Here is a 22,442-nt window from a genome sequence, read left to right as displayed (position 1 = left end):
TCTGGAGGAGAATAAAATGTTGAAAACACTTATGAATACGACGATAGCAGCTGGTTTCGCTGTGCTCGCCTCTGTCGTCCATGCGGAAGACTATCCGACCCCGGTCCCGCTGCAAGACGGTGCGCAGGCTCCAATTGATGCGATTGCCCCGAAAAACGAAAAATTCCGCGTCGCCTACATGCCGCCCGCAACCGAGTTCAACTACTACATCGCAATTGGCGAGGGTATCAAAGCGGTTGCGGCTGAAGCGGGCGTTGAAGTCTTCATGTTGGCCCCACAATCGGGTGCTGACATCAACGGCCAAATGGGCATGATCCAGGACGTGCTGACCCAGGATGTGGATGCGATCATTTTTGGCACTCACGATGAATTTGCTGCCGCGCCTCTTCTCAAGCAGGCGGTCGACAAGGGTATGGCCGTTTTGATGATCAACTCGGATATCCCGAACTTTCCGACGCCGATCCACGGTGTGGTCGGATACTCTCAGCGAAACGGCACACACAATATCGCCAATTGGGCCATCGAGAATTACGGCGACAAACCTCTGAAGGTTGGCATCATTGAAGGTCAGCCCGGGTACCACTCGACCGAGCGTGTTGGCGGTTTTCTCGACGGTATCGACGGCAACGAAAACTTCGAAGTGGTCGTGTCCATCGACGGCAAGTGGAATGTCGAGGGTGGCAATACCGCTGGTATGGATATCCTACAGTCGCATCCCGACCTCGACATGATCTTTGCTGCAAATGACTACATGATCATCGGGGCATCGTTTGCCGCCAAGGCGCTCGGGCGCTCCGACATAGTTCTGCTCGGCAACGATGGAGATACCTCGGGTCTGGAGGAAATCGCAGCGGGCAACATTACTGCGACCGTTAATACGTCGCCGTTCCTTATGGGCAGAGCAGCCATGCAGGCGACGATTGATGCATTGAACGGCACTTATCCCGGAGGATGGATCGAAACGCCAACCTCCATCGAAGATAAAGACGGTGCTGTCGCAGTGCTAAAGGAGCCTGAAAAGCTCTTCCCGCAGCCGTCTAAAGAATACTGAGCGTTCTCCCTGCTCCTCGGTGGCATCTTCGTGTGCTGCCGGGGGCGCAATTAAGCTAAGTATCCCGTTCAAGTTGAGGCCCCCAAGATGACAACAGAAATGCCCCTTTGGGAGTTTGTCGATATCACCAAGGCCTACCCCGGCGTTTTGGCGAATGACAAAGTCTGTATCAAGCTTATGCCCGGCTCGATCCATGGGCTGCTTGGCGAGAATGGCTGCGGCAAGTCCACGATGATTAAGACGCTGTCCGGCGTGCAGCAACCTGACAGCGGCCGGATTCTTCACAACGGGCAACCGGTGACAGTCGGAGACCCACAGGTTGCACGCGATTTGGGCATAGCAACGGTGTTTCAGGAGTTCTCGATCGTTCCAACACTGTCTGTTGGCGAGAACATTTTCTTGGGCAACATGCCCCGGTCGAGATTGGGGGTAATAGACTGGGGTAAGGTGCACGACGAAGCCGCCCGTGTTTTGGCAGAGATGGACGTCGATGTTTCACCCAATGCCATCACCGGCACGCTTTCAGTGGGTGAGCAGCAGCTTGTCGAGATTGCCAAGGCTATTGCGATGGACGCCCGTATGATCATTCTCGACGAGCCCACGGCTGCTCTGGGCGAGGACGAAATCGAACGCCTGCACCAGTTGTTGCGCAACATGCGCGGCCGTGGAACAGCTATTCTTTATGTTTCCCATCGCTTGGATGAGGTGGAGCGGATCGTCGACGAAGTAACGATCCTGCGCAATGGGCGCGTCGTGCGAGCCAGTGGCGAGACGGAAATTAACGTCTCTGAAATTGTCAGCGCCATGGTCGGGGAAGACATAGGTGAGCACTACCCAAAAGAGCAGAATGCAACCCACGAAGTTGTTCTCGAAGCGAGCGGGCTTGCAACCAATGCCGGAGTGACGGATGCATCCTTTGCGCTCCACAAAGGTGAAGTGCTGGGCCTGGGCGGCGTGTTGGGAAGCGGGCGCACGGAAATCGCAAGGGCCCTGTTTGGAACAGATGAGATTGTTGCCGGTCAGGTCACATTAAAGGGCAATCCAGTCCGGTTCGGCCGGGAAATCGACGCGATCCGCGCTGGTTTGGCCTTGGTTCCGGAGAACCGAAAATATGATGGCTTGTTCTTCAATTTCCGGGCCAGCGGTAACATTACCGCAGCGTCGCTTGGCGGGCTGAGCCGGTTTGGTGTCTTGGACCTTAAGGCTGAGGAACACGCTACGCACGACCTGATCCGCGATCTGGAGATTTCAACTCAGGCTGAGGAAAAGACAGTCAACTTCCTTTCCGGAGGGAACCAGCAGAAGATTGTGATCGCGCGTTGGCTGTTCTCGGATTCGGAGATCCTGATCCTTGATGAACCCACACAAGGGATCGATATCGGCGCCAAGATCGCGGTCTACAAGTTGATAAACAAGCTGACCCGCGCGGGTAAATCCATCATCCTGATCAGTTCGGACCACGATGAGCTTTTGGCGATGAGCGATCGGATCGCCATCGTGCAGCACGGCACGATCACGCGCACCGTGGATGCTTCGGAACTGACCCATGATGACCTGGTTCGGGCCTCCGCCGACACCCCACATCTCAAGCCTGAGGAGGTTTTCGCATGAAGCGGATCTTTGACACTCAATTGATCGGACCTTTCGCGGCCATGGTGATCGTTGCCCTAATTGTCGCGCTCACAACAGAGCGGTTTCTGAATCCGGGCAATCTTTCGAACCTTTCCTTGCAGGTCAGCATCGTGGCGCTCATTGCCATCGGTTCTACGATCGTGATTTTCGCCGCCGGCATCGATTTGAGTTCCGGTTCCATGGTGGCTTTGCTGACTATGATCCTTGCTCAAATGCTGAAGTTCCTTGGCATTCCGCTTGTGCTGGCACTCCCGCTTATCCTTTTCGCCGGTGGATTGCTGGGGCTCTTCATTGGCTTGATTACAGCTTACGGACGCATACCGTCGTTTATTACCACACTGGCAGCGCTGATCGCATTCCGTGGTCTCGCGCTGACGTTCAACAATGGCTCACCGATCTTTTCGCTCGATCCCGCGCTTGAGCCAATCTTTTACGGTAAGTTGTTTGGCATTCCGCTGCCCTTCTTCTATCTCGTTTTCTTCTATGCACTTGCGGCATTTGCGATGAATTTTACAAAGCTGGGCCGCGAAATCTATGCCGTTGGCGGCAACCCGGCCGCCGCCGTTCTGACCGGCATCAACGTGCGCAAGGTGCAGACAACAACGTTTGTTATTGCAGGGTTCATGACCGCCGTGGGCGCGATCCTGATGTCAGCACGCTTGAACTCTGGCTCCCCTAATTATGGGCAAACGCTTGAATTGCAGGCGATAGCCGCAGCAGTGGTCGGAGGTGCCAGTCTCGCTGGAGGGCGCGGCAACATCCTCGCCACTCTGATGGGAGCCATGACCATCGTGATTGTCCAGAACGGCCTGAACCTGAATGCAGCACCGTCATCTGTTCAGAATATCGTGCTGGGACTGATCATCCTTCTGGCCGTTGGCATCGACATGTGGCGGGCTGAGGTTTCTGCCCTGATGGCGCGCATTTTTGGGCGCGCGTCGCCCGCTCAGACATCCAGTGTGAAAAAGGGAGCATGACATGGACCTTGGGCTGAAAGACAAGCTTGTACTCGTCACCGGCTCTGGCTCTGGTATCGGGAAGGCGACTGCGAAAGTCTATTTGCAGGAAGGAGCACGTGTCATTGTTCACGGTCTGACGGAGACCGAAGTGAGTGCCTGCGTGGATGACCTTACCACCATGGGCGATGTCACAGGGATGGCGGCGGATCTGACGAACACGACTGACGCAAGCGAGCTGGCAGAGTTCGCGCAAATGCAGGGTGATGTTGATGTCCTCGTCAACAATGTCGGCATCTTTTCGGTCAAACCATTTGAAGACCTGACCGACGATGACTGGATGCACTATTTTAACATCAACGTCCTGTCTGCAGTTCGGATGAGCCGTGTTTTTCTGCCTGCTATGCTAAAACGCGGCACTGGTTCGATCATCAACATGGCGAGCGAAGCAGCGGTCAAACCCTTGCCCCAGATGGTGCACTACTCCGTCACGAAAACTGCCATGTTAGGCCTCACCCGTGGCATGGCAGAGCTGACCAAGGGCACGAATGTGCGGGTCAATTCGGTCCTGCCTGGTCCAACATGGACCGAAGGGGTCGAGGCCTATTTCGATGGCCTCGCCGATCAAAAGAGCGAACCGCTTGACACAATCGTGGGCAACTACTTCAAATCGGACGAGCCCACCTCGCTGATCCAGCGGTTCGTTCAACCGGACGAAGTCGCCCGCATGATCGTTACGATCTCGGCCAGTACCGCCTCCAATGGTTCTGCGCATCGGATCGAAGGCGGCATCATTCGCAACATTCTCTGACACTCAAACACAGGAGCCTATCATGGTCGCACTTACATTCTCTCACATCGGCATCACGGTTCCGGATCTGGAAAAGGCCGTGGAATTTTATTCCAAGGCGTTTGATCTATACGTGCTGATGGAGCCCACAGAAATCCTCCATGACGAAAGCGCCATCGGCCAGATGTGCGACGACGTCTTTGGCGAAGGTTGGGGCAAATTCCGTATTGCACACCTATCGATGGGCGACGGCGTTGGTATCGAGCTATTCGAATTTCCCAAGACGATCGAAGAAGAACGCCCGTTTGAGTATTGGCGCCGGGGTCTGTTTCACTTCTGTGTGCAGGATGCGGACCTGGAGGGGCGGATTAGGATCATCGAGGAACTGGGCGGTCGCCAGCGCATGGAACAAGTGCGTAAGTATTATCCGGGCGAAAAGCCATATCGCATGGTCTACATGGAAGACCCGTTTGGCAACATTTTCGAACTCTACAGCCACTCGTACGAGTTGACATATTCGGCGGGCGCCTATGTCTGATCAGCCGACATTCGTTCCACGGACGGATCGGCCGATAGTCGTGATAACCGACTACGACTTTGGCAATGTCGATGTGGAAACCGAGATTCTCGAAGCGGCCGGTGCCGAAGTCATCGCGCTTCAGGCCAAATCCGAAGAGGACCTTTTTGAGGTCGCGCCGCACTGCGCTGCGATGATGAACCAATATGCCAAAATCGGCCAGCAAACTATCACGCTGATGGAACGCTGTGAGGTGATCGCGCGCTATGGTGTTGGTGTCGATATTGTCGATGTCGGCACGGCCACCGAACGAGGCATTCTGGTGACCAATGTGCAAAACTACTGCACCGAAGAGGTCGCAGATCATGCGATCTCCCTATGGCTGACACTTGCCCGCAAACTGCCAGACTATGACCGCGCAACGCATGCGGGGATCTGGCAATGGCAAAGTGGGCAACCGGTTTTTCGCTTGCGCGGACGCACAATGGGTGTCGTGTCGCTGGGCAAGATCGGCCAGGCCATAGTGGCACGGGCGCGGGCCTTCGGCGTCAATGTCATTGCCTATGACCCCTTTCTGCCAGCAAATGTCGCTGCGTCGCTGGGGGTGGAGTTGGTTTCCAAGGCTGATCTTCTGGCACGCTCCGACTATGTCCTGATGCAGGCGCCTATGACGCCTGATACCCATCATTTCTTGTCGGATGCGGAATTCGCTTTGATGAAACCGGGCGCAATCCTGGTGAACACGGGACGTGGTCCAACCGTGGACAACAAGGCCCTCTATCGCGCTCTGACCAATGGCCACCTGGCCGCCGCCGGCCTCGATGACCCCGAAGAAGAACCGGCCAAGCGTGCCAATTGGAGCCCGGATGACAACCCGCTCTTCACGCTGCCCAACGTGCTCGTGACACCACACGCTGCCTACTACTCCGAAGAATCCATACGTGCCGCCCGGGTCACCGCAGCAACGCAGGTGGCCAAGGTGCTCACAGGGCAAAAGCCAGACTACACCGTCAATGCCGAGGCATTGGCCGCAACACCCGCATAACAGGAGAAAAGAATGCCAGACGTTAGTAGTGACCTCAGGGTCTTCAATGACTTTGAACGAAACCCGAATCTGCTCAAGAAATTCGACAAGGTGCTTGAGGCCTATTCAGCAGCAGCAATCTTTGCCGATGTTCAGTACCGCACCGGTGTGATGGACAGCGCTATCAAACCCGCATTTCGCGCCAAGGTTGCGGGCCAGGCCGTCACTGTGCAGCTTTCCAAAGGCGACCTCGTTGACCCTCTGAAAGCCTTGGAGATGGGCCAACCCGGCGACGTGATCGTTGTGGATGCGGGCGGCGACGTCAATACGTCGGTCTGCGGCGGGCTCATGGGCGGGCTGGCGCAGAATCGGGGCATTCGCGGCATGATCGTAGATGGTACGGGACGCGATACGGACGAATTGGAAGACATCAACTGGCCCATCTGGACACGGGCGATCACCCCGCGCGGAACGCACACGATGTTTTCTGGGCGCAAGGACGAGCTTTCGATCAACGTGCCGATTGCCTGTGGTGGCGTGGTCGTAAATCCGGGGGACTTCATCGTGGCCGATTTGATGGGTGTGGTCGTGGTTCCACAGGAACTGGCCGAAGAAACCGTGCGCCTTGCCCAGGAACAGGCTGACCGCGAAGAAGAAACCCGCAAGTGGGTCGCCAAGGGAAAAACCGTCGAGGATCTTTTAAATGAATTCGGTCGTATCTGAACCAGCCCTTATCGGTGTCGATTGGGGAACGTCTTCTCTCCGTGCTTTTCTTATTGGTGCGGAGGGAGAGGTCATTGACGGTGTCACTTCACCCGAAGGCATCATGCAGGTTTCTGGAAAGACCTTCGAGGCGGTCCTTGATCGACTCATTGGTCATTGGGTTGCTCAGATTGATCTGCCGATCCTTGCATCTGGCATGATAACCAGCCGGAACGGATGGGTTGAAACGCCCTATGCCGAAATGCCGCTTGGCGCTTGTGGTCTTGCGCGGGCTTTGGTGCCACATGATGCCGATAGCGGAGCCCGGATTCACTTTGTGACGGGGGCATCCATCGAGCACGCGGGCGGCCCGGACGTGATGCGTGGCGAGGAAACGCAGATTATTGGCGCGTCCGCGCTTGGCCTGAACGACGGTATTTTCGTAATGCCGGGCACGCACAGCAAATGGGTCCAGGTTGCGGATGGGCAGATCGTGGATTTCTCAACCTATATGACGGGCGAGATCTTCGCTGCTCTCAAGGGGCACACGATCCTTGGCACGTTGATGGAGGATCACGACTTCGACGTAGCTGCCTTTGAAACCGGCGTAGCTGCGGGCCTCGAAGGGGGTTCCAATCTTTTGCACAATTTGTTTCACGTTCGGACCCTTCCACTCATGGGCAAAATCCCCAAGGTCGCTACGGCTGATTACTTGTCCGGCCTTCTGATAGGTGCGGAGGTTGCGGCTGCGACCCGCGCTGTCGAAAACATCGGTACCGTCACCCTTGTGGGACGCAGCGACCTGTCAGACCGCTATGATATTGCCCTGCGGGCCGCGGGGCTGGAAACCCGCCGAGCGCCGGATGATATCGTCGCCAAAGGGCATTTTCTTATTGCCCGCGCAGCGGGGCTTTTGGGATGATCGACCTCACCGCGGCGCTGGCCGAAAACCCACTGATTGCAATCTTGCGCGGGCTGGAACCAGAAAACGCGTTACCAGTTGCGGGTGAGCTGATTGAGGCCGCCTTTCGTATCGTCGAAGTTCCGCTGAACTCTCCAGATCCGCTGGAGTCGATCGCTCGAATTGCCAAGCATTATGGCGCCCAAGCCGTCTTAGGGGCAGGCACAGTCCTGACCGCTGAGCAAGTCGATGCGGTTGCTGATGCAGGCGGGCGGATCATAGTCTCACCGAACATGAACCCGGATGTGGGGCGTGCCGCGGTTGCGCGGGGTCTATATTGGTGTCCGGGCGTGGTGACCCCGTCCGAGGCCTTTGCCGCCTTGGATCTTGGTGCCTCTGTTCTAAAGTTCTTTCCGGCTGAGATGGTGCCGCCGACCGCTATCGCCGCCATGCGTGCGATTTTGCCCCAAGAGGCTGTCATTGCTGCGGTGGGGGGGATCACACCTGAAACAATGGCCGCCTACCAGGCAGCCGGGACAAACGGGTTCGGATTGGGATCGGCCCTGTACAAGCCGGGCCGTGCATTGGATGATATTGGCGCACGTGCGCGTGCTTTCACCCAAGCACTGAAAGATCAAAGATGAAACAAGCCATTGTCACCGGAGGCACCCGAGGTATCGGCGCGGGTGTGGCGCGGTCGCTTGCCGATGCTGGTTGGTCCGTTGTCGCCGCATCCGTGTCGGACTCCGAGCTGGATGCCTTTGCTCCTCAGGCCGGGATAACAACACAGCTTCTCGATGTGACAGATCAGACTTCGGTCGATGCTGTGTTCGGCAACCTCAGGCGCCTCGACGCTTTAGTGAACTGCGCGGGGATTCTGCTCAGGGGTGAAGAATATGATATCGACGTCTTTGCCAGGGTTCTTGATGTAAACCTGACCGGGACGATGCGCTGCTGCCTCGCCGCGCAACCGCTTTTGGTCAAGCAGGGTGGGGCAATCGTTAACACCGCGTCCATGCTCAGCACGTTTGGCGGCCCACTGGTGCCGGCCTATTCCGCCTCAAAAGGTGGGGTTGCACAACTCACCAAGGCATTGGCAGGTCGCTGGGCCGAAGACGGCGTCAGAGTAAATGCCATTGCACCGGGCTGGATCGAGACGGAATTGACCCAAGGTCTTCGGGACGACCCAGATCGAACCGAAGGTATCATGGCGCGTACGCCTATGAAACGATGGGGTAAACCTGAAGAGGTTGGCGCGCTTGTACGCTGGCTTCTGAGTGAAGATGCCAGCTTTGTCACCGGGTCGGTTTATCCGGTCGACGGTGGCTATCTGGCAATGTGAGGAGAGGCCAATGAAAAACGACGACACTGCCCGAATGCCGTATCAGTTGCCGTTCCCAAAAGATGCACAGGAAGAGATTGTGATACCGAACGCGGTCTCCGAGGACGAAAGGCTCTGGGTGCCTCAGGCCGAAAACGTGTGGTTCCGACCCCTCTGCCTCAATCGGTCACAAGGCTATTGGATGAACCTGCTGAAGGTCCGAAAGGCTGGTGTCCTTTCGCGCCATCGTCACCCGCAACCTGTCCACGGCTTTGTTCTGAAAGGACGCTGGCACTACTTGGAACATGACTGGGTCGCCGAAGAGGGCGGCTATGTCTATGAACCACCGGGTGAAACACACACGCTGGTTGTTCCGGATGATGTCGAAGAGATGATCACCTATTTCCAGGTCAACGGTGTGATGTGCTACGTCGATCCGTGGGGCAAGGTGCAAGGCTACGAGGATGTGTTCACCAAGATCGATCTGTGTCGAAAGCACTTCGCCGAAGTCGGTCTTGGGGAGGGTTACGTTGAACAATTCATCCGGTGATCGCCCCCGTTTCGCGCTTGTTGCGCATGATGCCAGAAAAGATGAGATCGTGGCCTGGGTTGGCCTTCAGCAGACCCGACTATCAGGTGTTAGCATCGTATCAACAGGTACGACCGGCGGTCGTATCAAAGAAGCCTTTCCTGAGTTGAATGTGACCTGTTTGAAAAGCGGTCCGCTTGGTGGTGACCAGCAGATCGGTGCAATGATCTGCGAAGAGGAGCTCGACGCTTTGATATTCTTCGTCGATCCGCTCTCACCCATGCCGCACGATGTGGATGTAAAGGCGTTGACCCGTCTTGCCACAGTATACGATCTGCCAATGGCGTGTTCGCGGTCAACGGCTGATTTGATCGTCAAGGGTCTGCGTGGGAACAAAGGCGACACGCATTCCTAACGCTCTCCGGTTCCAGGGGATTGTTCAGTCGCTGTTCAGAAGGAACCGGGTAAGTTGGTCAGGATTTTCGACGCCCAACTGACTCATATTGGCTGTCATGTCAGCTCGCAAAATGTGCACGAGGTGATCTATGCCCGGTGCACCAAAAGCCGCGATCGCATACTGAAATGCCCGCCCGATCATGACGAAATCGGCCCCTTTGGCCAAAGCGCGCATGATATCCAGGCCCCAGGCCACACCAGAATCGTATATGAGTGGGACATCTGGCCCGACCGCCTCACGGATTTTTGGCAACTGGTCGATGACGGCAGGTCCAGCTTCGAATTGGCGGCCGGAATGATTTGAAACCCAAATGCAATCTATGCCCTCGGCCACCATTTGGCTTGCATCCTCCGGTCGTAAAACGCCTTTGACGACAAGATGACCGTCCCATTCGTCGCGCAATTCTCGCAGATATTGCCAATCGGGAATGCCCCGGATCAGAGCGCCCGCGTGCGTAAAGCTCTCGCGACCGCGTTGAGGCACATAGTCATCAAAGAACCGCATGCGCGGCATGATACCTTCAAGCAAATGGGCAAGGCACCAAGCTGGCCGCGCGGCCATTTCAGCAAGCGTGCGCAAGTCGGCCTTCGGCGGGACGGTCAGGTTTGCACGTCTCTGACGTTCGCGCCTGCTTTCTTCCGGGACATCGACAGTCATAATTAGTGTGTGAAAACCAGCGGCCTTGATCCGTGGCAGCATTGCCCGGCGCAATTCTGCAGAGTTCACTGGGTAGTGCTGAAACCATCCGTTTTGGCCGATGTAAGGGGCGACATCCTCCGGTGAGGCGACCGCGACACTGGACAGAGAAAACGGGATGTTGTGCGCGACGGCTGCCTGCGCCAGTATCCGTTCCGCACCGGCCCACAACAATCCAGACATACCGACAGGCGCAATTCCAAACGGAAGATCGTACTTCTGCCCCAGCAGTGTCGTTTGGAGGTCCGCTTTGGTTCGTCCACACAGCACGCTGGGCATGAACCCGATAGCATCAAGCGCATCACGATTCACGCTTTTCCCCAGCTCTCTGCCTGTTGCGCTGTCGAGATACTCGAAGGCAAACTTCGGGATGCGCTTTTGTGCGGTTTTCCGAAGGTCTTCTATCGAAGGGTGGGATAGGTCCAGATCCATCCGGGTCCTCTGTTCGTTGTCAAACGTTTGAAGCTCTTCAGCCAGTCACCAAAGGGATGGCAAAGCCAAGGAAATTGCGGGCACATAGGTGATGAACATCAACAGGATCAGCATGCCGACAAAGAATGGCAGGATCGCCCGGCTGAGGCTTTCGATGGAGACCTTCGAAATGCTGCTGGCCACGAACAGGTTTACGCCCAAAGGTGGCGTGCAGAATCCGATGGCCAGATTGACCGTCAGAATGACGCCAAAGACGATAGGATCGACACCCAGCGCGGTTGCAACCGGCAGCAGGATCGGCGTCATGATGATGATCGACGAAATCGTCTCCATGAACATGCCGATCACCAGCAAAAGCAGATTGATCAACAACAGAATGATGATCGGATTGTCGGACAGGCTGGTGATCGTTGTGGCGAGTTCTGTCGGGATTCTTGCAAGCGTGATCAGTCTGCCAAAGGCAGTCGCCATGATTACCAATATCAGAATTGTGCCGCTGGTCTTTGCACTGCCCGCCAAAACCTCTGGCAGGTCTTTCAGGGTGATGTCGCCATAGACGAAGATGCCGATGAAGGCGGCGTAAACCACGGCCACCGCACCGGCTTCGGTCGGGGTGAAGATACCGCTGTAGATGCCGCCGAGGATGATTACAGGCACCAAAAGCGCCCAGATCGAAGACCGGAAACTCTGCCAGACGCCCGGGCCTGAGAACGTGGTTGTCGATTGCTGAACAACCGTGTCCTTTCGCAGCAGGACGCGGGCGACCAACATGAACATGAGGGCAAAAAGGATACCAGGAACAACACCCGCCAGGAACAGCTTTCCAATCGAAACCTCGGCAGTAACACCGTAGATGATGAAGGGGATACTTGGCGGGATCATCACGCCGATCATCCCCGAAGACGCCGTCAATGCACCGCTGAATTTGCGCGTATAGCCAACCTTTTCCATCTCGGGGATCATATTTGATCCGATGGCGGCAACGGTCGCAGGTGATGAGCCGGATATTGCGGCAAAGAACACGCAGGCAAGCACGTTCACATAAGCCAACCCGCCCCGGATATGACCGATCAGTGCATTGGCGAACCCAACCAGTCGACTGGACATCCCGCCGTGCTGCATCAGGTCTCCTGCGAGGATGAACAAGGGAACAGCAATCAGCGGAAACGAATCCGCGCCTGTGACCACCGAGCGCGCCAGAAGAACCATCGGCGGCGTGCCATCCACGAAGACCATCACGATCATGGTCGCAAGACCCAGACAGATGCCAATCGGTACGCTGAAAAGCAGAAGGGCGAAAAGTGTCAGGAAAAGCGTTGTCGCAAGCATGTCGGGTTCCTCACACTTTGGTTCCTGCGATCAGACGCAGGGTTCGGATCAGATGTTGAGTGACGCGGATCGCGGACAGGCCCGCACCAACCGGCGCTGAGGCATAGAGGATCGGGATTGGCAGCCCCAGAACAACCGAGGTCTGGCTGGCGACAAAGGGTTGCCGGATCAGCTTGATGCATTCAATTGTAAGAACGATCAGAAACCCAAGGACCAGAAGCGCGATCACAACATCCGCAAAAAGCCTCGCCCGCTCGCTCAGGACATCACGCAGGACCGTGATGCGCACATGATCGCCTGTGTGGAAGGCATAGCTGACACCAAGCCAGACGAACCAGACGAACAGCCAAAGCGTTAGCTCTTCACCCCATGAAAGAGAGGCATTCATGATGTAGCGCATGAATACATTGCCAAAGATCAACACGACAATCGCGGCCAAGAGCGCGCTGGCTAAGACTTTTTCGGCATTCATATCGATCCATTTGATAGCCGACATCGTTCACCTCCCCTTGAACGAACGGGGCACCCGTTCCCGCATGGCACGGGTGCCCGGATTGATAGAGTATATCGTGGGTCAGCTTCCGCTTGCTGCGGATACCGCCGCGACCCAAGCGTCGTAGGCTTCTGCGCCAACTTCATCGCGATATTGCAGGCGAACGCTTTCGGTTTTGTCGGCGAAGGCTTGTCTCTGCTCTGCAGTCAGTTCCAGAACCTCGACACCAGCAGCGCGGATCTGTTCCAGCTGCTCTGCATTTTCGCTGGCGGCCAGTTCGGCCTGATAATCACGAGCGGCGGCCATTGACTCCCGGATTAGTTGCTGATGCTCAGCAGGCAGCGAGTCAAAGAATGGTTTGGAGATGACCGGCATGTAGACCGCAAAGACATGGCCCGTGGTCGAAAGGTATTTCTGCACCTCGTAGAAACGCTGTGAGGTAATGATCGCCAGCGGGTTTTCTTGCCCGTCGATCACGCCTTGCTGGAGGGCAGAATAGACCTCGCCAAAGTTCATCGGCGTTGGGTTGGCCCCGAGTGTTTCGAATGTCGCCACATGTGCTGGCACTTTCATAGTGCGCAGTTTTACGCCTTCGAGGTCTTCGGGTGTTTCAACTGGGCGGACATTGTTGGTCACGTTACGCATACCCAACTCAAGCCAACCAAGACCGACCAGTCCTTGATTTTCGACCCGTCCAAGCATTCTGTCACCGGCCTCACCATCAAGAACATCAAAGGCGATGTCTTTGGAGGCATACATGTAGGGAAGCTCGATCACCGCAAAAGCCGGATCCCAACCTGCGAAGAACGAAGACGGGGGAATAGCCATTTCAAGAACACCGGTTTGAACACCTTCGATCATCTCGCGGTCCGGGCCCATCTGCGAGGATGGAAAGATCTGGACATCGATCTCGCCATTCGAACCAGTCTCAACCAGTTCTTCGAATTTCAGGAGTGCCCGATGCATGTGGAATGCTTCGGCGGCGCCGTGACCAATTTTGATAACTGTTTCGGCCGAGGCCGCGAAGGCAAGTCCGGTCGACATGGCGACGGCAAGCGCGAATGTGGATTTGTTGAACAAGGTATCCTCCCATCAACGGTTTAGTATTTTACGATCTTTCATCTGACATATCAGATACAATATATAAATCAATGCTGGACCTGAAACACTGAAACAGTAGAGTGGTCGGATACCATGAGTATGGCTGGGAAAATGCAAATTAAGAGACCGGATTCATTGAGCAAAATTGCGGAGGCGGAAATCCGGAGAAACATCGTGCAGGGTGTCTTTCGACTGGGCGAGTCGCTGCAGGAAGCCAAACTTTCAACGACCATGGGCATCAGTAAGACGCCGATTCGCGAAGCTCTTGCAGCGTTAAACCTACAGGGTCTTGTGCAGATCGTTCCGCGGCGCGGAGCATTTGTTTTCACTCTGTCTCACGAGGATGTCGTGCAACTCTGTAAGTATCGGCTGATCCTCGAAACAGCGGCGATGGATCAGGCGCTTGAAGAAAACCCTTCTGCTTTGCTTGATGAACTTGCGGATTTAGTGACTGAGATGACTGAAGCACGGAAGGCCGATGATTTCGAACGCTATCTCGAGTTGGACGCAGCTTTTCACGACGCATTTTTCAGACATTGTGGCAACAGCTACCTGCGGGACGGATATCAGAAAGTCAGTGACATCGTCCGCACAATACGCACGTATTTATCAAAGCGCCCGGATCGCACTGCCAAATCTTTGAAAGAACATGATGCAATCACTGCGCATTTGCGTGAGGGCAAAGTGAAAGCCGCAAAGAACATCTTGAGCCGCCAAATCACGCGTGGAGAACGCTCCTACTCGGATCTAGCTGGCAACGAACTGCCATCAGAGAAGAAGCGGTAAGATTCCAGTTTGCCTTTAGCCCGTCCATTGCGCATCCAAATTTTGCTGCGCTTGGACTGAATGCTCGATTGTCTTCTACCGAGCGGCGTGATCTTTCGCGCGATTGCAGCAAAACCGGCGCTACATGCGTACGCAAAAAATGGCACTTCCGAGTTGGGCTCGGAGCTGCTATGCGCTCGTGCGGTGGGATGCTCGGTTTCAGGCCATTCTGAACGTCCGCTCTCACTGCCTTGGCACCATCTCATCGCACTGGCGGCAAATAGCCAGAATCTGCCCCACTCGCCAGTGTTGCGCCTGCCGCTCGTTCTATAACCTGAGCTTTGCCATGGGGATGCTTATGACATGTGCGTAGACATTGCACCGAACGGCGCGCCGTGCCGTATCATATTCTTTGATGAGCGCCTGCTAAACTGTTTCTGCTCCGGCGTGAGCTGCAAAGAGTGCAGCCACGCCGGCAAGAAGAGTAACTCTTATTTCAATACCTCGTTTTTCGTGGGAAGCTGCCCTCCTTTGTATTGGACGGCAAGCGACAAGTTATTGAAATGGTGAATTCAATCGGTGAGGGTGCGAAGCGTTATTTCGGCGAGGTGCAATCGTTGTCCGAAGATCCAAAACAGGCGGCCGAGTTCGACTGAGTGGTATACCAGCTGATCAACGAGCCTTTCTTGGGTAAAAATAGCTGCCGTCACTATTGGCTGGGAAGAATTGACTTTGGGCCCAAGAAAAATATTGGGCCCAAAGTTTGCCCGGGGCAACTTAGAGCAAGGCTTAGGTACGCCGATGGGCCAGCTTGATTTGCCTTAAGGCCGCCTGAAGATCCCGAATGTGACAGCGAAGCCCCTGGAATGATTTCCAGCGCTCAGCCAATTGTCTTAGCTGTTCCCGTGGCTGATCGAAGATCAGGTGCTCAGACGTATCGACGCCTTGCCAGATCTCCGTACGCTGGTTTGAGCTCGTTCATTGCGTCGACGATTTCCTCGGCCATTAGATCCAGCGCGTCTTCGTCATTGACGGCCAGCGCCTCGCCATTCTTCAGCCGCTGCAATAATTGCGGCAAAAAGACCTGCAGCCTTTTGCCTGGATGAATGCCAGCATCTTCCCACTCTTCTGCCAGCCATCGACCCTGCTTGATAGACAACAGTACCGTCTGCTCGAGCTGCTCGTTGATATCTTGCGCCATGCGTATTCTCCTCTGCTTTGGCATAATTGGAAGTTGAGGCAAAGTTGCCTCTTAAGAAGCCGGGATCGGCAGGGGCACCCCGGCTTTGAATATTCAAACGGGCACTATTGGGTATGTTTTGTGCTTGCCTGACCGGCTTGGCCACAGCAAATAGTCGAGTTGATCCGACAACAGGCAGATGTCGTCCACGATAGGTCAGGCTGGATCGATCACAGCAAAAAGCGTGGCTTCGATACGATCTATGTCGTGAACGTTTTCCAGGGTTAGTACTGCCTGCAGTCTGGCGAAATTGTTCTCCATGCGACGCGTCATGCTTGGTTGAACTGCCAGATCCTCTAATAGCGCATGAACGCATCGAAGCGCAGGCTGGCCGCCGAGCAGCACCGCTGCGTTTTGCAGCGCTTCCGAATGATCCTGGACGAATTTCTCAGATCCTTGATCGGATCATAGTGTAAGTCGAACATGCTTGTTCTCCTATGCAGCACCCTCGCACTATTGCTCGGGTTACAAGGGCGTCGAATTTTCTCTTTCGGTTAGCGCGGGTTGTCGTTCTGCGAGGCTGCAGTCTCTCGGTTAGCTGGAACGTTGGGTGATGTTTTTTCCTTGCTTGGGGCTTCGCTCGAATTGCTCCAAGCAAGGAAAAACAACTCCCAAATCTTCAAGTCGGTACTCTTCAAAGGGCAGGTCGCCCTGCCGTTCTGGCGGTAGTGTTAAAGTTCATGGTGTGGGCTTAGGGCATGGGAAAGGGAGGCAGTCCTGTTCGGTGGCGTGCCTGCCATAAGCCGCACAGTGACACTGCCAAAAACCCATCCAAATTGCCTTGCACGTTGCTGTCACTCTGTGAGGTCTGCGGTTCAAGGCGTTTAATTCAGGTCGGTTTCGCCGGAACAGGGTCCCATAAGTGACGCCACGTTACGTGAAAATTTTCTTCGGATTCTGAAAAAAGTGGCCAATATCTAATACGCTGATAAAAATGGATAAATTTTCCTTACTGCCCTTGAAAGGAGAGGTGCACCGAACTTATCTCTCCTGTTGCAGTATAAAGGCCGTGCAACAGCGGCACCCTCTTGTCCGGACCTTTCATCGCTATCGATGAGGGCGGGCTGGGCGTTTGCCCAAACATTCACCGGCTTTCGGGCCGAGAAAGAAGGGTGCTGCAGTATGTATCACGATAAAAACTCTTCCTGGTGTGAGGATGCTTATGCTTTTCAATACGCAGAGGTATCAGAAACGCCAGGAGGGGCCGCGCTAAGCGACGAGGGCGAGTACCCGGCGATAGTTCCAGCATTGCCTGACAGGCCGGTCAGGCGGTGCGGTCAACACTGCCGCGCAACACAATATTCTTGAGTCCGAATTGCTCTTGAAAAACAAGGTGTTTCGTTAATTTCTGACAAATTAGTCAAACCAAAACAGTCACTTAGCTATATTTGGTCATTGACGGCGATAGCAGGTCACTGAATGCTATGCCCTGTAACAAGCACCAGCTATTTTGGAGAGAGACCGTGCAAGATGTAGAAGAAACCGACCGCTTCCTGACCTGCGCTACGGTAGGAGTTGTGGAGTTTGACAAGGGCGAACCCGCGTCTTTCCACCCCACTGCTGTCGGCTGGCCAGATAAAAAAGGTATGATAAGCGCCCGCTGGGTGAACGAGTGCGCCTTGGACTTGCTTTGGTGCGAAGCTGAAATCCATCCGCAGGTCGGCGTTCTACTGAAAAAGCTGGTGATCCCCGAACGCTGCACACTGACCGCGGAACTCAGCGTTGACTTCGCCTATTTGAGTTTCACCCAGCCGACGCACAGCGGCGCAGTCAGCGCCGCTGGCACTCTTGCTAAATCTGCGCCCTCGCAGCAACCAACGCCAGCCAGCGTTTGCACACCTCTGCGTCCGTAGGTCGGGCCAGATAGTCCCGTAGCGTCCGAAGCACCGCCAATTGTTTCGCTTGATCTGTGATCCCCGCCATTATGGGTTCCAACAGACCAGCGTTTTCCCGATAGACCTGAGCCAGCACGGCAAGTTCATCCTCACTGGCGGGTTGCGTCCGGGGACGGCCAGCACGTCCGAAGCCTTTCCCGCGCCGGGCCTTCGGGGCCTTGGGTTTGTCCGGCAGGGTTCGCTTGGACGCGCTGCCCCGCTCTGAGGCATCGACATGCCACGTCCGGGGCTTCGTATCCGGTTTTGAGTCACGTCCGCCAGCATCGGACGGACGTGGCCCCGCGTCTGCGACTCGCCGGGGCATGTCCTGCGCTAGCGCTTTGTGCCAAGCCGCCCCGTCCTGCCGGTCAATTTGTGTCCGCCGGTACCGCCACCGAAGCCAGTCAACCGCCGCTGGCGGCAACGTCGCTGCGTCCAGATCGCCCAGCGCGTCGCGAAATGCGTATTCGTGTTCGCCCAGGTCAATCGTGCTACCCGGCAACCACGGGTTTTTCTTCCACTGATCACCTAGCCGATTGGCAGCGCGGCGGGCTTCGGCGCGGTTCCATTCCTCGGCAGACACGCTGCCCGTTTCAAACCGGCGTTTCTGGCGCACACGGTAGGCCCTCGCGGCGTGAGGTCCGCAATGGCTAAGGCACCGGCCCTGCTTGCTTTCCTTGATTGCGGGGTTGGGGCAAGCGGCCCCTGTTTTTAGTCGCGCGCCGCAAGTCCGCGCTCCGGGGCTACCCATTCGGTAGGGCTCGCCTCGTTCGTGAAACAGGCTTTCGTGTTCTTGCGATGCAAATTTCATGGCTGATGACGATTACTGCTATGCGGCTCATGGGGTGTGTTATTTTATAACAAAACTGACGCCATGACACTAAAATACTTGTAATATTTGGCGGTGCAGTTGATCCAAACGAACTCTTGAAGATGGAAGCTTCATCGTTGTCCGCTTTGTGCTGTATTGCGGTCGCTAGCAAAACTTAGGCGAACTTCTGCATCGAGCCCAAAGCGGAAATTCAAAAGAGCATTTTTAATGACCCTCAGTAGCCGGTGGACGCAGATGCTGGTATTCAGAGGATTGGGTAGTTCTATGAGGTCATAAATGCAGCGATCATTTGCCTTAATCTCAACACTCCTTTTTTCAATTTCCACGACGGCAGCTAGTGCAAAGGAAGACATCCGACTCGTTGTGCAAATCACAATTGATGGACTGCGCGGAGACTTGATTTCTCGTTATGAGGCCGCCTTCGGCGAAGCCGGCTTCAAAAGGCTTTTGGAAAGCGGCGTCTGGTACACCGACGCTCATCATCGTCACGCCAACACCGAAACCATTGTTGGCCACGCGACACTCGCTACAGGAGCCCATCCCTCTGAGCATGGAATGATTGGCAATGCCTGGTTCAACAGGGCTGAAGAGCGATTGGGATACAATATTGAAGATCCGGACTACCCGATGTTGCCGGTTCCTGGCTTCGGTGGAAACGTTGATCAAGTCGACCCGACACAAGCCGCTGCTGTGACATCGGGCCGTTCTCCCGTTAACTTGTTGGCGACGACGTTCGGAGACGAACTGGTGAAAGCCAATGCCGGTCGATCAAAAGTGTTTTCCGTATCTGGTAAAGACCGTTCGGCGGTTGCAATGGCAGGGCATTCTGGAAAAGCTTTATGGCTGTCGGCGGCTACGGGGGCATTTGAAACAAGTAAATTTTACTATGACGCTTATCCCGATTGGGTTCTCGATTGGAATTCCAAGCGCCCCGCAGATGCGAAGATCGAAAGTGAATGGTGGCCAGAGTGTTCAGACGCACCGTACCTAATGGAAAGAAAGGAACGCTCCTTCGTAACGAATCTTGGCACTTTCGGTCGCACTTTCCCCCATTTCTATGGAACCCCGGACGACGGGCTATATTACACGCAGGTCCTGTTGTCGCCGCATGGGGATCGGATCACGGCCGACTTTGCAAAAACTGTAGTCAAAGAGGAGGGGCTTGGTGATGATAAATGGCCAGACTACCTAAGCATCAGTTTTTCAGGTGTAGACGCAACCAACCATTTCTTCGGACCATCCAGCCTAGAAAATGAAGAAATGGTGCGCTGTTTGGATGAGACACTGGCTGATTTCTTTGAGTTCATGGATCGAGAGGTTGGACGTGCGAATGTGCTTTATGTGCTTTCTGCCGATCATGGCATGCCGGAAGCGCCAGAAGAGATGGCCGAAGCCGGGCTTTCGACATTCCGAAACTCCACCGAAGCATTGATGATAGATGTGAATTCGGTCATCTCAGATGAATTTGGAGTGGAGTCCGCAATACAGTTCTTTTTTCGTCCTTACGTTTATCTCGACAACGCCGCGATTGAAGCCTCCGGCGCCGACCGGCGTGTTATCGAGCGACACATCGTCGAAAACCTGATGGCTGCACCGGGTATTGAGCTTGCTATGCCAACTGAACCGTTTGCTGAACAACGAGGTCATACCCTTGAGGAGCAGATTCGGCGAAACTATCACCCAACACGTTCTGGCGACATTTATGTTGTCCAGACACCTTATTCATTTCTCTTCGAGGAAGGTCCAATTGCCGTAATGCACGGATCACCTTGGCGCTATGACACGCATGTTCCAATCATTTTCGCTGGTCCAGGTATCAAGCCAACTCGCGTCAGCCGTCCTGTTTCCACGGTGGACGTGGCCGTCACTCTGAGCACTTTTTTAGGTATCAGCCAGCCTAGCAGTGCTGCGGGTGAAGCATTGAGCGAGATTGGTATTACAGATCCATAACCGGTCTTTTCTTTTGGTCGAGTGACCATCGGTTACACTTCTTACTGAAGAAAACAGTGATCTTTGCCCCAATCACCTGAATTTTTCTAAATTTGGAGAATTAACTCAATGAACGGCAGGTTTGTCCGCTCAGCAGACGTTCAACGAGTTTAGAGGAACGTCTGCCTTGAGCCCAATGCGGTCGTCGGTTTTTTTGCCGCTTGGTTCGGCATAGTGGACGGAAATCTTACCGTGCTGTACCTATGCGTTGATTGCTGAAAACCGCTTAGGCGAAGGCGTAATCAGAAAGGTTCCTGAATGGCAACTCAAGAATTAGAAACGCTCCCAATCATAGGCGAAAAACAAGTTGCAAGCCTGCTGGAATGGCAACCGTTGATTAACGCAATGGAAACAGCACTGAATGAATTTTCGGCTGGCAAAGTTGCACAGCCTGTTCGCCAGATTGTTCCTGTTCCGGGGCACGACGCTATCATCGCGGCAATGCCTGCCATAGGAACCGCAATGGCGGTCAAAATCGTTACCCTCTACCATTCAAATGCCGGGACGGACATTCCCACTCACCAAGGCGTTATCCTTGTCCTGGACAAGGAAACCGGTTCTCCGCTCGCTCTGCTTGATGGTCGGTTGATTACTGAAATGCGCACAGCTGCAGGTTCGGCTGCTGCCGTTCGAAAACTGGCTCCTAAATCGGTAGATGTCGTTACGATTATGGGTAATGGCGTTCAGGCTGAAGCGCATGTCGACGCCTTGGCAGAGGTGATCGAATGGAAAGAATTGCGGTTGTGGGCGCGTGATGAAACCAAAGGGCGTAAAGTTGCGGACCGTGTTGGAGCTACTTTTTTTCCGGATGCGGAAGCCGCAGTTCAAGGCGCGGATATTGTGGCCTGTACAACAGCCGCAAAGCAACCAATCCTGCAGGGTGCCTGGCTGAAACCTGGCGCGTTCGTGACAGCAGTCGGGTGGAACACGAGCGAAGGGCGCGAACTTGATGACTCTGCCATGGATCATACGGTCATCGTTGAGTCGTCAGAGGCAGCTCGTGATCAGGCTGGAAACATCAGGGGAGCCAACTGTGCAATTTTCGCTGAAGCAGGCGAGATCTATTCGGGCCTGAAGAGCGTTCCCGAAGGCTCTACGGTAATCTACGATTCCGTTGGAATTGCAATTATGGATGTTGCCGCAGCAAAACTCGTCTACGATCTGTGGCTGGCCGCTCAAGAATGATTATGAGTGCCACACTACTTTGCAAACATAACGCTAAAAAGGTTTAGGTTCTGTAGTTTTGGGATTACTCCTGCCGATCGCCGTGGCCTTATCCAAGGGCAGCTCTGGGTCGGAAGCGCCAGTCAAAGCCGTATGAATGACGGGAAAGTCCGCAGAGCGGTCATTGATCCACCGCGCAGCGAATGGCAGCTTCGAGCCGAAATTGACCGATGCTGCACGATGCCCCAACGACAGGAATGCGCAGAAAGCAGACTTTGCAAACCTCAACGTACGATCATAGTGAACGTTTGCCGAGACCTTTTGGAGCGGCAGCTATGAGGAACTGGCTGGACAGGCTATTGATCATAACTTGCTGTTCAGTCCAAAGCTCGCGCCAGTTGCAGGTCGCTTTGATTTCAAAGTCAGGCGATGGTCACTGTCCCGAATTGGTTTTCGCGATACTGCAAAGTAGATCGACATGTTTGTCCAACCATTCTTCGTTCAGCGCCTCGTGACGTATGAGTTTGCGGAAATAAGGTGCGGCGACTGCTAGTTCTATGAGTTGGTCAACCGGAACATCCGCGGCAATCTCACCTCGGTCTATTGCGGCTGCAAATACTGCTTCAACACTTGCGAACCTGTCTTTC

Annotated in this window: 24 protein-coding genes; 16 read left to right on the top strand and 8 right to left on the bottom strand. The window is 54.8% G+C overall.

Translation table 11 applies throughout. The features are described 5' to 3' along the window. Positions 1-16: 16 nt before the first annotated feature. From DK510_RS15225 to DK510_RS15170, 12 genes are all read left to right on the top strand, one after another. Entirely contained in the window at positions 17-1,051 is a 1,035-nt protein-coding gene (locus DK510_RS15225; RefSeq protein WP_109312814.1) for a sugar ABC transporter substrate-binding protein, read from the top strand. 87 nt (positions 1,052-1,138) lie between these two features. Then, positions 1,139-2,662, top strand: a complete 1,524-nt coding sequence (locus DK510_RS15220) for a sugar ABC transporter ATP-binding protein (RefSeq protein ID WP_109312813.1) — start codon at positions 1,139-1,141, stop codon at positions 2,660-2,662. Further along, a complete protein-coding gene (locus tag DK510_RS15215; RefSeq protein ID WP_109312812.1) occupies positions 2,659-3,660 on the top strand; it encodes an ABC transporter permease in 1,002 nt (333 codons plus the stop codon). Before DK510_RS15220 ends, DK510_RS15215 begins: the two co-directional genes overlap by 4 nt. A gap of 1 nt (position 3,661) precedes the next feature. Next, on the top strand, positions 3,662-4,450 hold the full coding sequence (locus DK510_RS15210; RefSeq protein WP_109312811.1) for an SDR family NAD(P)-dependent oxidoreductase: 789 nt from the start codon (positions 3,662-3,664) through the stop codon (positions 4,448-4,450). Positions 4,451-4,472: 22 nt separating this feature from the next. Continuing rightward, complete coding sequence (locus DK510_RS15205; RefSeq protein ID WP_109312810.1) at positions 4,473-4,967, top strand: lactoylglutathione lyase family protein; 495 nt, start codon at positions 4,473-4,475, stop codon at positions 4,965-4,967. Next, a complete protein-coding gene (locus DK510_RS15200; protein WP_109312809.1) occupies positions 4,960-5,991 on the top strand; it encodes a C-terminal binding protein in 1,032 nt (343 codons plus the stop codon). Before DK510_RS15205 ends, DK510_RS15200 begins: the two co-directional genes overlap by 8 nt. Before the next feature lie 12 nt (positions 5,992-6,003). Then, complete coding sequence (locus tag DK510_RS15195) at positions 6,004-6,693, top strand: RraA family protein (RefSeq protein ID WP_109312808.1); 690 nt, start codon at positions 6,004-6,006, stop codon at positions 6,691-6,693. Then, the gene (locus DK510_RS15190; RefSeq protein WP_109312807.1) at positions 6,674-7,594 is read left to right on the top strand and encodes a 2-dehydro-3-deoxygalactonokinase; all 921 of its coding nucleotides are present in this window, start codon (positions 6,674-6,676) and stop codon (positions 7,592-7,594) included. Before DK510_RS15195 ends, DK510_RS15190 begins: the two co-directional genes overlap by 20 nt. Further along, complete coding sequence (locus tag DK510_RS15185) at positions 7,591-8,217, top strand: 2-dehydro-3-deoxy-6-phosphogalactonate aldolase (protein ID WP_109312806.1); 627 nt, start codon at positions 7,591-7,593, stop codon at positions 8,215-8,217. The genes DK510_RS15190 and DK510_RS15185 overlap by 4 nt, the downstream gene beginning before the upstream one ends. Next, positions 8,214-8,915, top strand: coding sequence for an SDR family NAD(P)-dependent oxidoreductase (locus tag DK510_RS15180; protein ID WP_109312805.1), 702 nt, complete (start codon positions 8,214-8,216; stop codon positions 8,913-8,915). The genes DK510_RS15185 and DK510_RS15180 overlap by 4 nt, the downstream gene beginning before the upstream one ends. Before the next feature lie 10 nt (positions 8,916-8,925). Further along, entirely contained in the window at positions 8,926-9,444 is a 519-nt protein-coding gene (locus DK510_RS15175) for a 2,4'-dihydroxyacetophenone dioxygenase family protein (protein WP_109312804.1), read from the top strand. Further along, on the top strand, positions 9,425-9,838 hold the full coding sequence (locus DK510_RS15170; protein WP_234999097.1) for a methylglyoxal synthase: 414 nt from the start codon (positions 9,425-9,427) through the stop codon (positions 9,836-9,838). Before DK510_RS15175 ends, DK510_RS15170 begins: the two co-directional genes overlap by 20 nt. Positions 9,839-9,862: 24 nt before the next feature. On the opposite strand, the gene DK510_RS15165 is transcribed toward DK510_RS15170, so the two are convergent. The 4 genes from DK510_RS15165 to DK510_RS15150 form a co-directional block, all read right to left on the bottom strand. Continuing rightward, positions 9,863-11,008 (bottom strand): alpha-hydroxy acid oxidase, encoded by a 1,146-nt coding sequence (locus DK510_RS15165; protein ID WP_109312802.1) that lies wholly within the window; start codon positions 11,006-11,008, stop codon positions 9,863-9,865. Between the two features lie 45 nt (positions 11,009-11,053). Beyond that, entirely contained in the window at positions 11,054-12,337 is a 1,284-nt protein-coding gene (locus DK510_RS15160; RefSeq protein WP_109312801.1) for a TRAP transporter large permease, read from the bottom strand. A 10-nt stretch (positions 12,338-12,347) separates the two neighbouring features. After that, entirely contained in the window at positions 12,348-12,833 is a 486-nt protein-coding gene (locus DK510_RS15155; RefSeq protein ID WP_109312800.1) for a TRAP transporter small permease, read from the bottom strand. Positions 12,834-12,911: 78 nt separating this feature from the next. After that, positions 12,912-13,910 (bottom strand): TRAP transporter substrate-binding protein, encoded by a 999-nt coding sequence (locus DK510_RS15150; protein ID WP_109312799.1) that lies wholly within the window; start codon positions 13,908-13,910, stop codon positions 12,912-12,914. 120 nt (positions 13,911-14,030) lie between these two features. Between DK510_RS15150 and DK510_RS15145 the strand changes: the two genes are divergently transcribed. After that, on the top strand, positions 14,031-14,717 hold the full coding sequence (locus DK510_RS15145; RefSeq protein WP_109312798.1) for a GntR family transcriptional regulator: 687 nt from the start codon (positions 14,031-14,033) through the stop codon (positions 14,715-14,717). A gap of 907 nt (positions 14,718-15,624) precedes the next feature. Here DK510_RS15145 and DK510_RS15140 read toward each other — a convergent pair. Together DK510_RS15140 and DK510_RS23530 are read right to left on the bottom strand one after the other, a co-directional pair. Beyond that, positions 15,625-15,897, bottom strand: coding sequence for a hypothetical protein (locus DK510_RS15140; protein ID WP_109312797.1), 273 nt, complete (start codon positions 15,895-15,897; stop codon positions 15,625-15,627). 335 nt (positions 15,898-16,232) lie between these two features. Then, complete coding sequence (locus tag DK510_RS23530; protein WP_255414887.1) at positions 16,233-16,361, bottom strand: hypothetical protein; 129 nt, start codon at positions 16,359-16,361, stop codon at positions 16,233-16,235. A gap of 1,038 nt (positions 16,362-17,399) precedes the next feature. Between DK510_RS23530 and DK510_RS22840 the strand changes: the two genes are divergently transcribed. Further along, a complete protein-coding gene (locus DK510_RS22840; RefSeq protein ID WP_160116545.1) occupies positions 17,400-17,789 on the top strand; it encodes a hypothetical protein in 390 nt (129 codons plus the stop codon). Here the strand turns inward: DK510_RS22840 and DK510_RS15130 are convergent. Next, positions 17,728-18,426: a hypothetical protein gene (locus DK510_RS15130; protein ID WP_109312795.1), complete on the bottom strand. Its 699-nt coding sequence runs from the start codon at positions 18,424-18,426 to the stop codon at positions 17,728-17,730. The genes DK510_RS22840 and DK510_RS15130 overlap by 62 nt on opposite strands. Positions 18,427-18,918: 492 nt before the next feature. Here DK510_RS15130 and DK510_RS15125 point away from each other — a divergent pair, with 492 nt between their 5' ends. Continuing rightward, complete coding sequence (locus tag DK510_RS15125; RefSeq protein WP_109312794.1) at positions 18,919-20,592, top strand: alkaline phosphatase family protein; 1,674 nt, start codon at positions 18,919-18,921, stop codon at positions 20,590-20,592. A 297-nt stretch (positions 20,593-20,889) separates the two neighbouring features. Then, complete coding sequence (locus tag DK510_RS15120; protein WP_109312793.1) at positions 20,890-21,816, top strand: ornithine cyclodeaminase family protein; 927 nt, start codon at positions 20,890-20,892, stop codon at positions 21,814-21,816. Between the two features lie 412 nt (positions 21,817-22,228). On the opposite strand, the gene DK510_RS15115 is transcribed toward DK510_RS15120, so the two are convergent. Then, positions 22,229-22,442 (bottom strand): TetR-like C-terminal domain-containing protein (locus DK510_RS15115; protein WP_200833250.1); only part of this gene is annotated, 214 nt, incomplete at its 5' end.

The organism is Ruegeria sp. AU67, from assembly GCF_900312795.1.
GTDB lineage: Bacteria > Pseudomonadota > Alphaproteobacteria > Rhodobacterales > Rhodobacteraceae > Ruegeria > Ruegeria atlantica.
This window is presented reverse-complemented; position numbering and strand designations above follow the sequence as displayed.

Excerpts from the sequence above, each read along its gene's own strand:
- DK510_RS15225 (WP_109312814.1), top strand. The coding sequence starts at position 17 with ATGTTGAAAACACTTATGAATACGACGATAGCAGCTGGTTTCGCTGTG.
- DK510_RS15220 (WP_109312813.1), top strand. The coding sequence starts at position 1,139 with ATGACAACAGAAATGCCCCTTTGGGAGTTTGTCGATATCACCAAGGCC.
- DK510_RS15215 (WP_109312812.1), top strand. The coding sequence starts at position 2,659 with ATGAAGCGGATCTTTGACACTCAATTGATCGGACCTTTCGCGGCCATG.
- DK510_RS15210 (WP_109312811.1), top strand. The coding sequence starts at position 3,662 with ATGGACCTTGGGCTGAAAGACAAGCTTGTACTCGTCACCGGCTCTGGC.
- DK510_RS15205 (WP_109312810.1), top strand. The coding sequence starts at position 4,473 with ATGGTCGCACTTACATTCTCTCACATCGGCATCACGGTTCCGGATCTG.
- DK510_RS15200 (WP_109312809.1), top strand. The coding sequence starts at position 4,960 with ATGTCTGATCAGCCGACATTCGTTCCACGGACGGATCGGCCGATAGTC.
- DK510_RS15195 (WP_109312808.1), top strand. The coding sequence starts at position 6,004 with ATGCCAGACGTTAGTAGTGACCTCAGGGTCTTCAATGACTTTGAACGA.
- DK510_RS15190 (WP_109312807.1), top strand. The coding sequence starts at position 6,674 with ATGAATTCGGTCGTATCTGAACCAGCCCTTATCGGTGTCGATTGGGGA.
- DK510_RS15185 (WP_109312806.1), top strand. The coding sequence starts at position 7,591 with ATGATCGACCTCACCGCGGCGCTGGCCGAAAACCCACTGATTGCAATC.
- DK510_RS15180 (WP_109312805.1), top strand. The coding sequence starts at position 8,214 with ATGAAACAAGCCATTGTCACCGGAGGCACCCGAGGTATCGGCGCGGGT.
- DK510_RS15175 (WP_109312804.1), top strand. The coding sequence starts at position 8,926 with ATGAAAAACGACGACACTGCCCGAATGCCGTATCAGTTGCCGTTCCCA.
- DK510_RS15165 (WP_109312802.1), bottom strand. The coding sequence starts at position 11,008 with ATGGATCTGGACCTATCCCACCCTTCGATAGAAGACCTTCGGAAAACC.
- DK510_RS15160 (WP_109312801.1), bottom strand. The coding sequence starts at position 12,337 with ATGCTTGCGACAACGCTTTTCCTGACACTTTTCGCCCTTCTGCTTTTC.
- DK510_RS15155 (WP_109312800.1), bottom strand. The coding sequence starts at position 12,833 with ATGTCGGCTATCAAATGGATCGATATGAATGCCGAAAAAGTCTTAGCC.
- DK510_RS15145 (WP_109312798.1), top strand. The coding sequence starts at position 14,031 with ATGGCTGGGAAAATGCAAATTAAGAGACCGGATTCATTGAGCAAAATT.
- DK510_RS15140 (WP_109312797.1), bottom strand. The coding sequence starts at position 15,897 with ATGGCGCAAGATATCAACGAGCAGCTCGAGCAGACGGTACTGTTGTCT.
- DK510_RS23530 (WP_255414887.1), bottom strand. The coding sequence starts at position 16,361 with ATGTTCGACTTACACTATGATCCGATCAAGGATCTGAGAAATTCGTCC.
- DK510_RS15125 (WP_109312794.1), top strand. The coding sequence starts at position 18,919 with ATGCAGCGATCATTTGCCTTAATCTCAACACTCCTTTTTTCAATTTCC.
- DK510_RS15120 (WP_109312793.1), top strand. The coding sequence starts at position 20,890 with ATGGCAACTCAAGAATTAGAAACGCTCCCAATCATAGGCGAAAAACAA.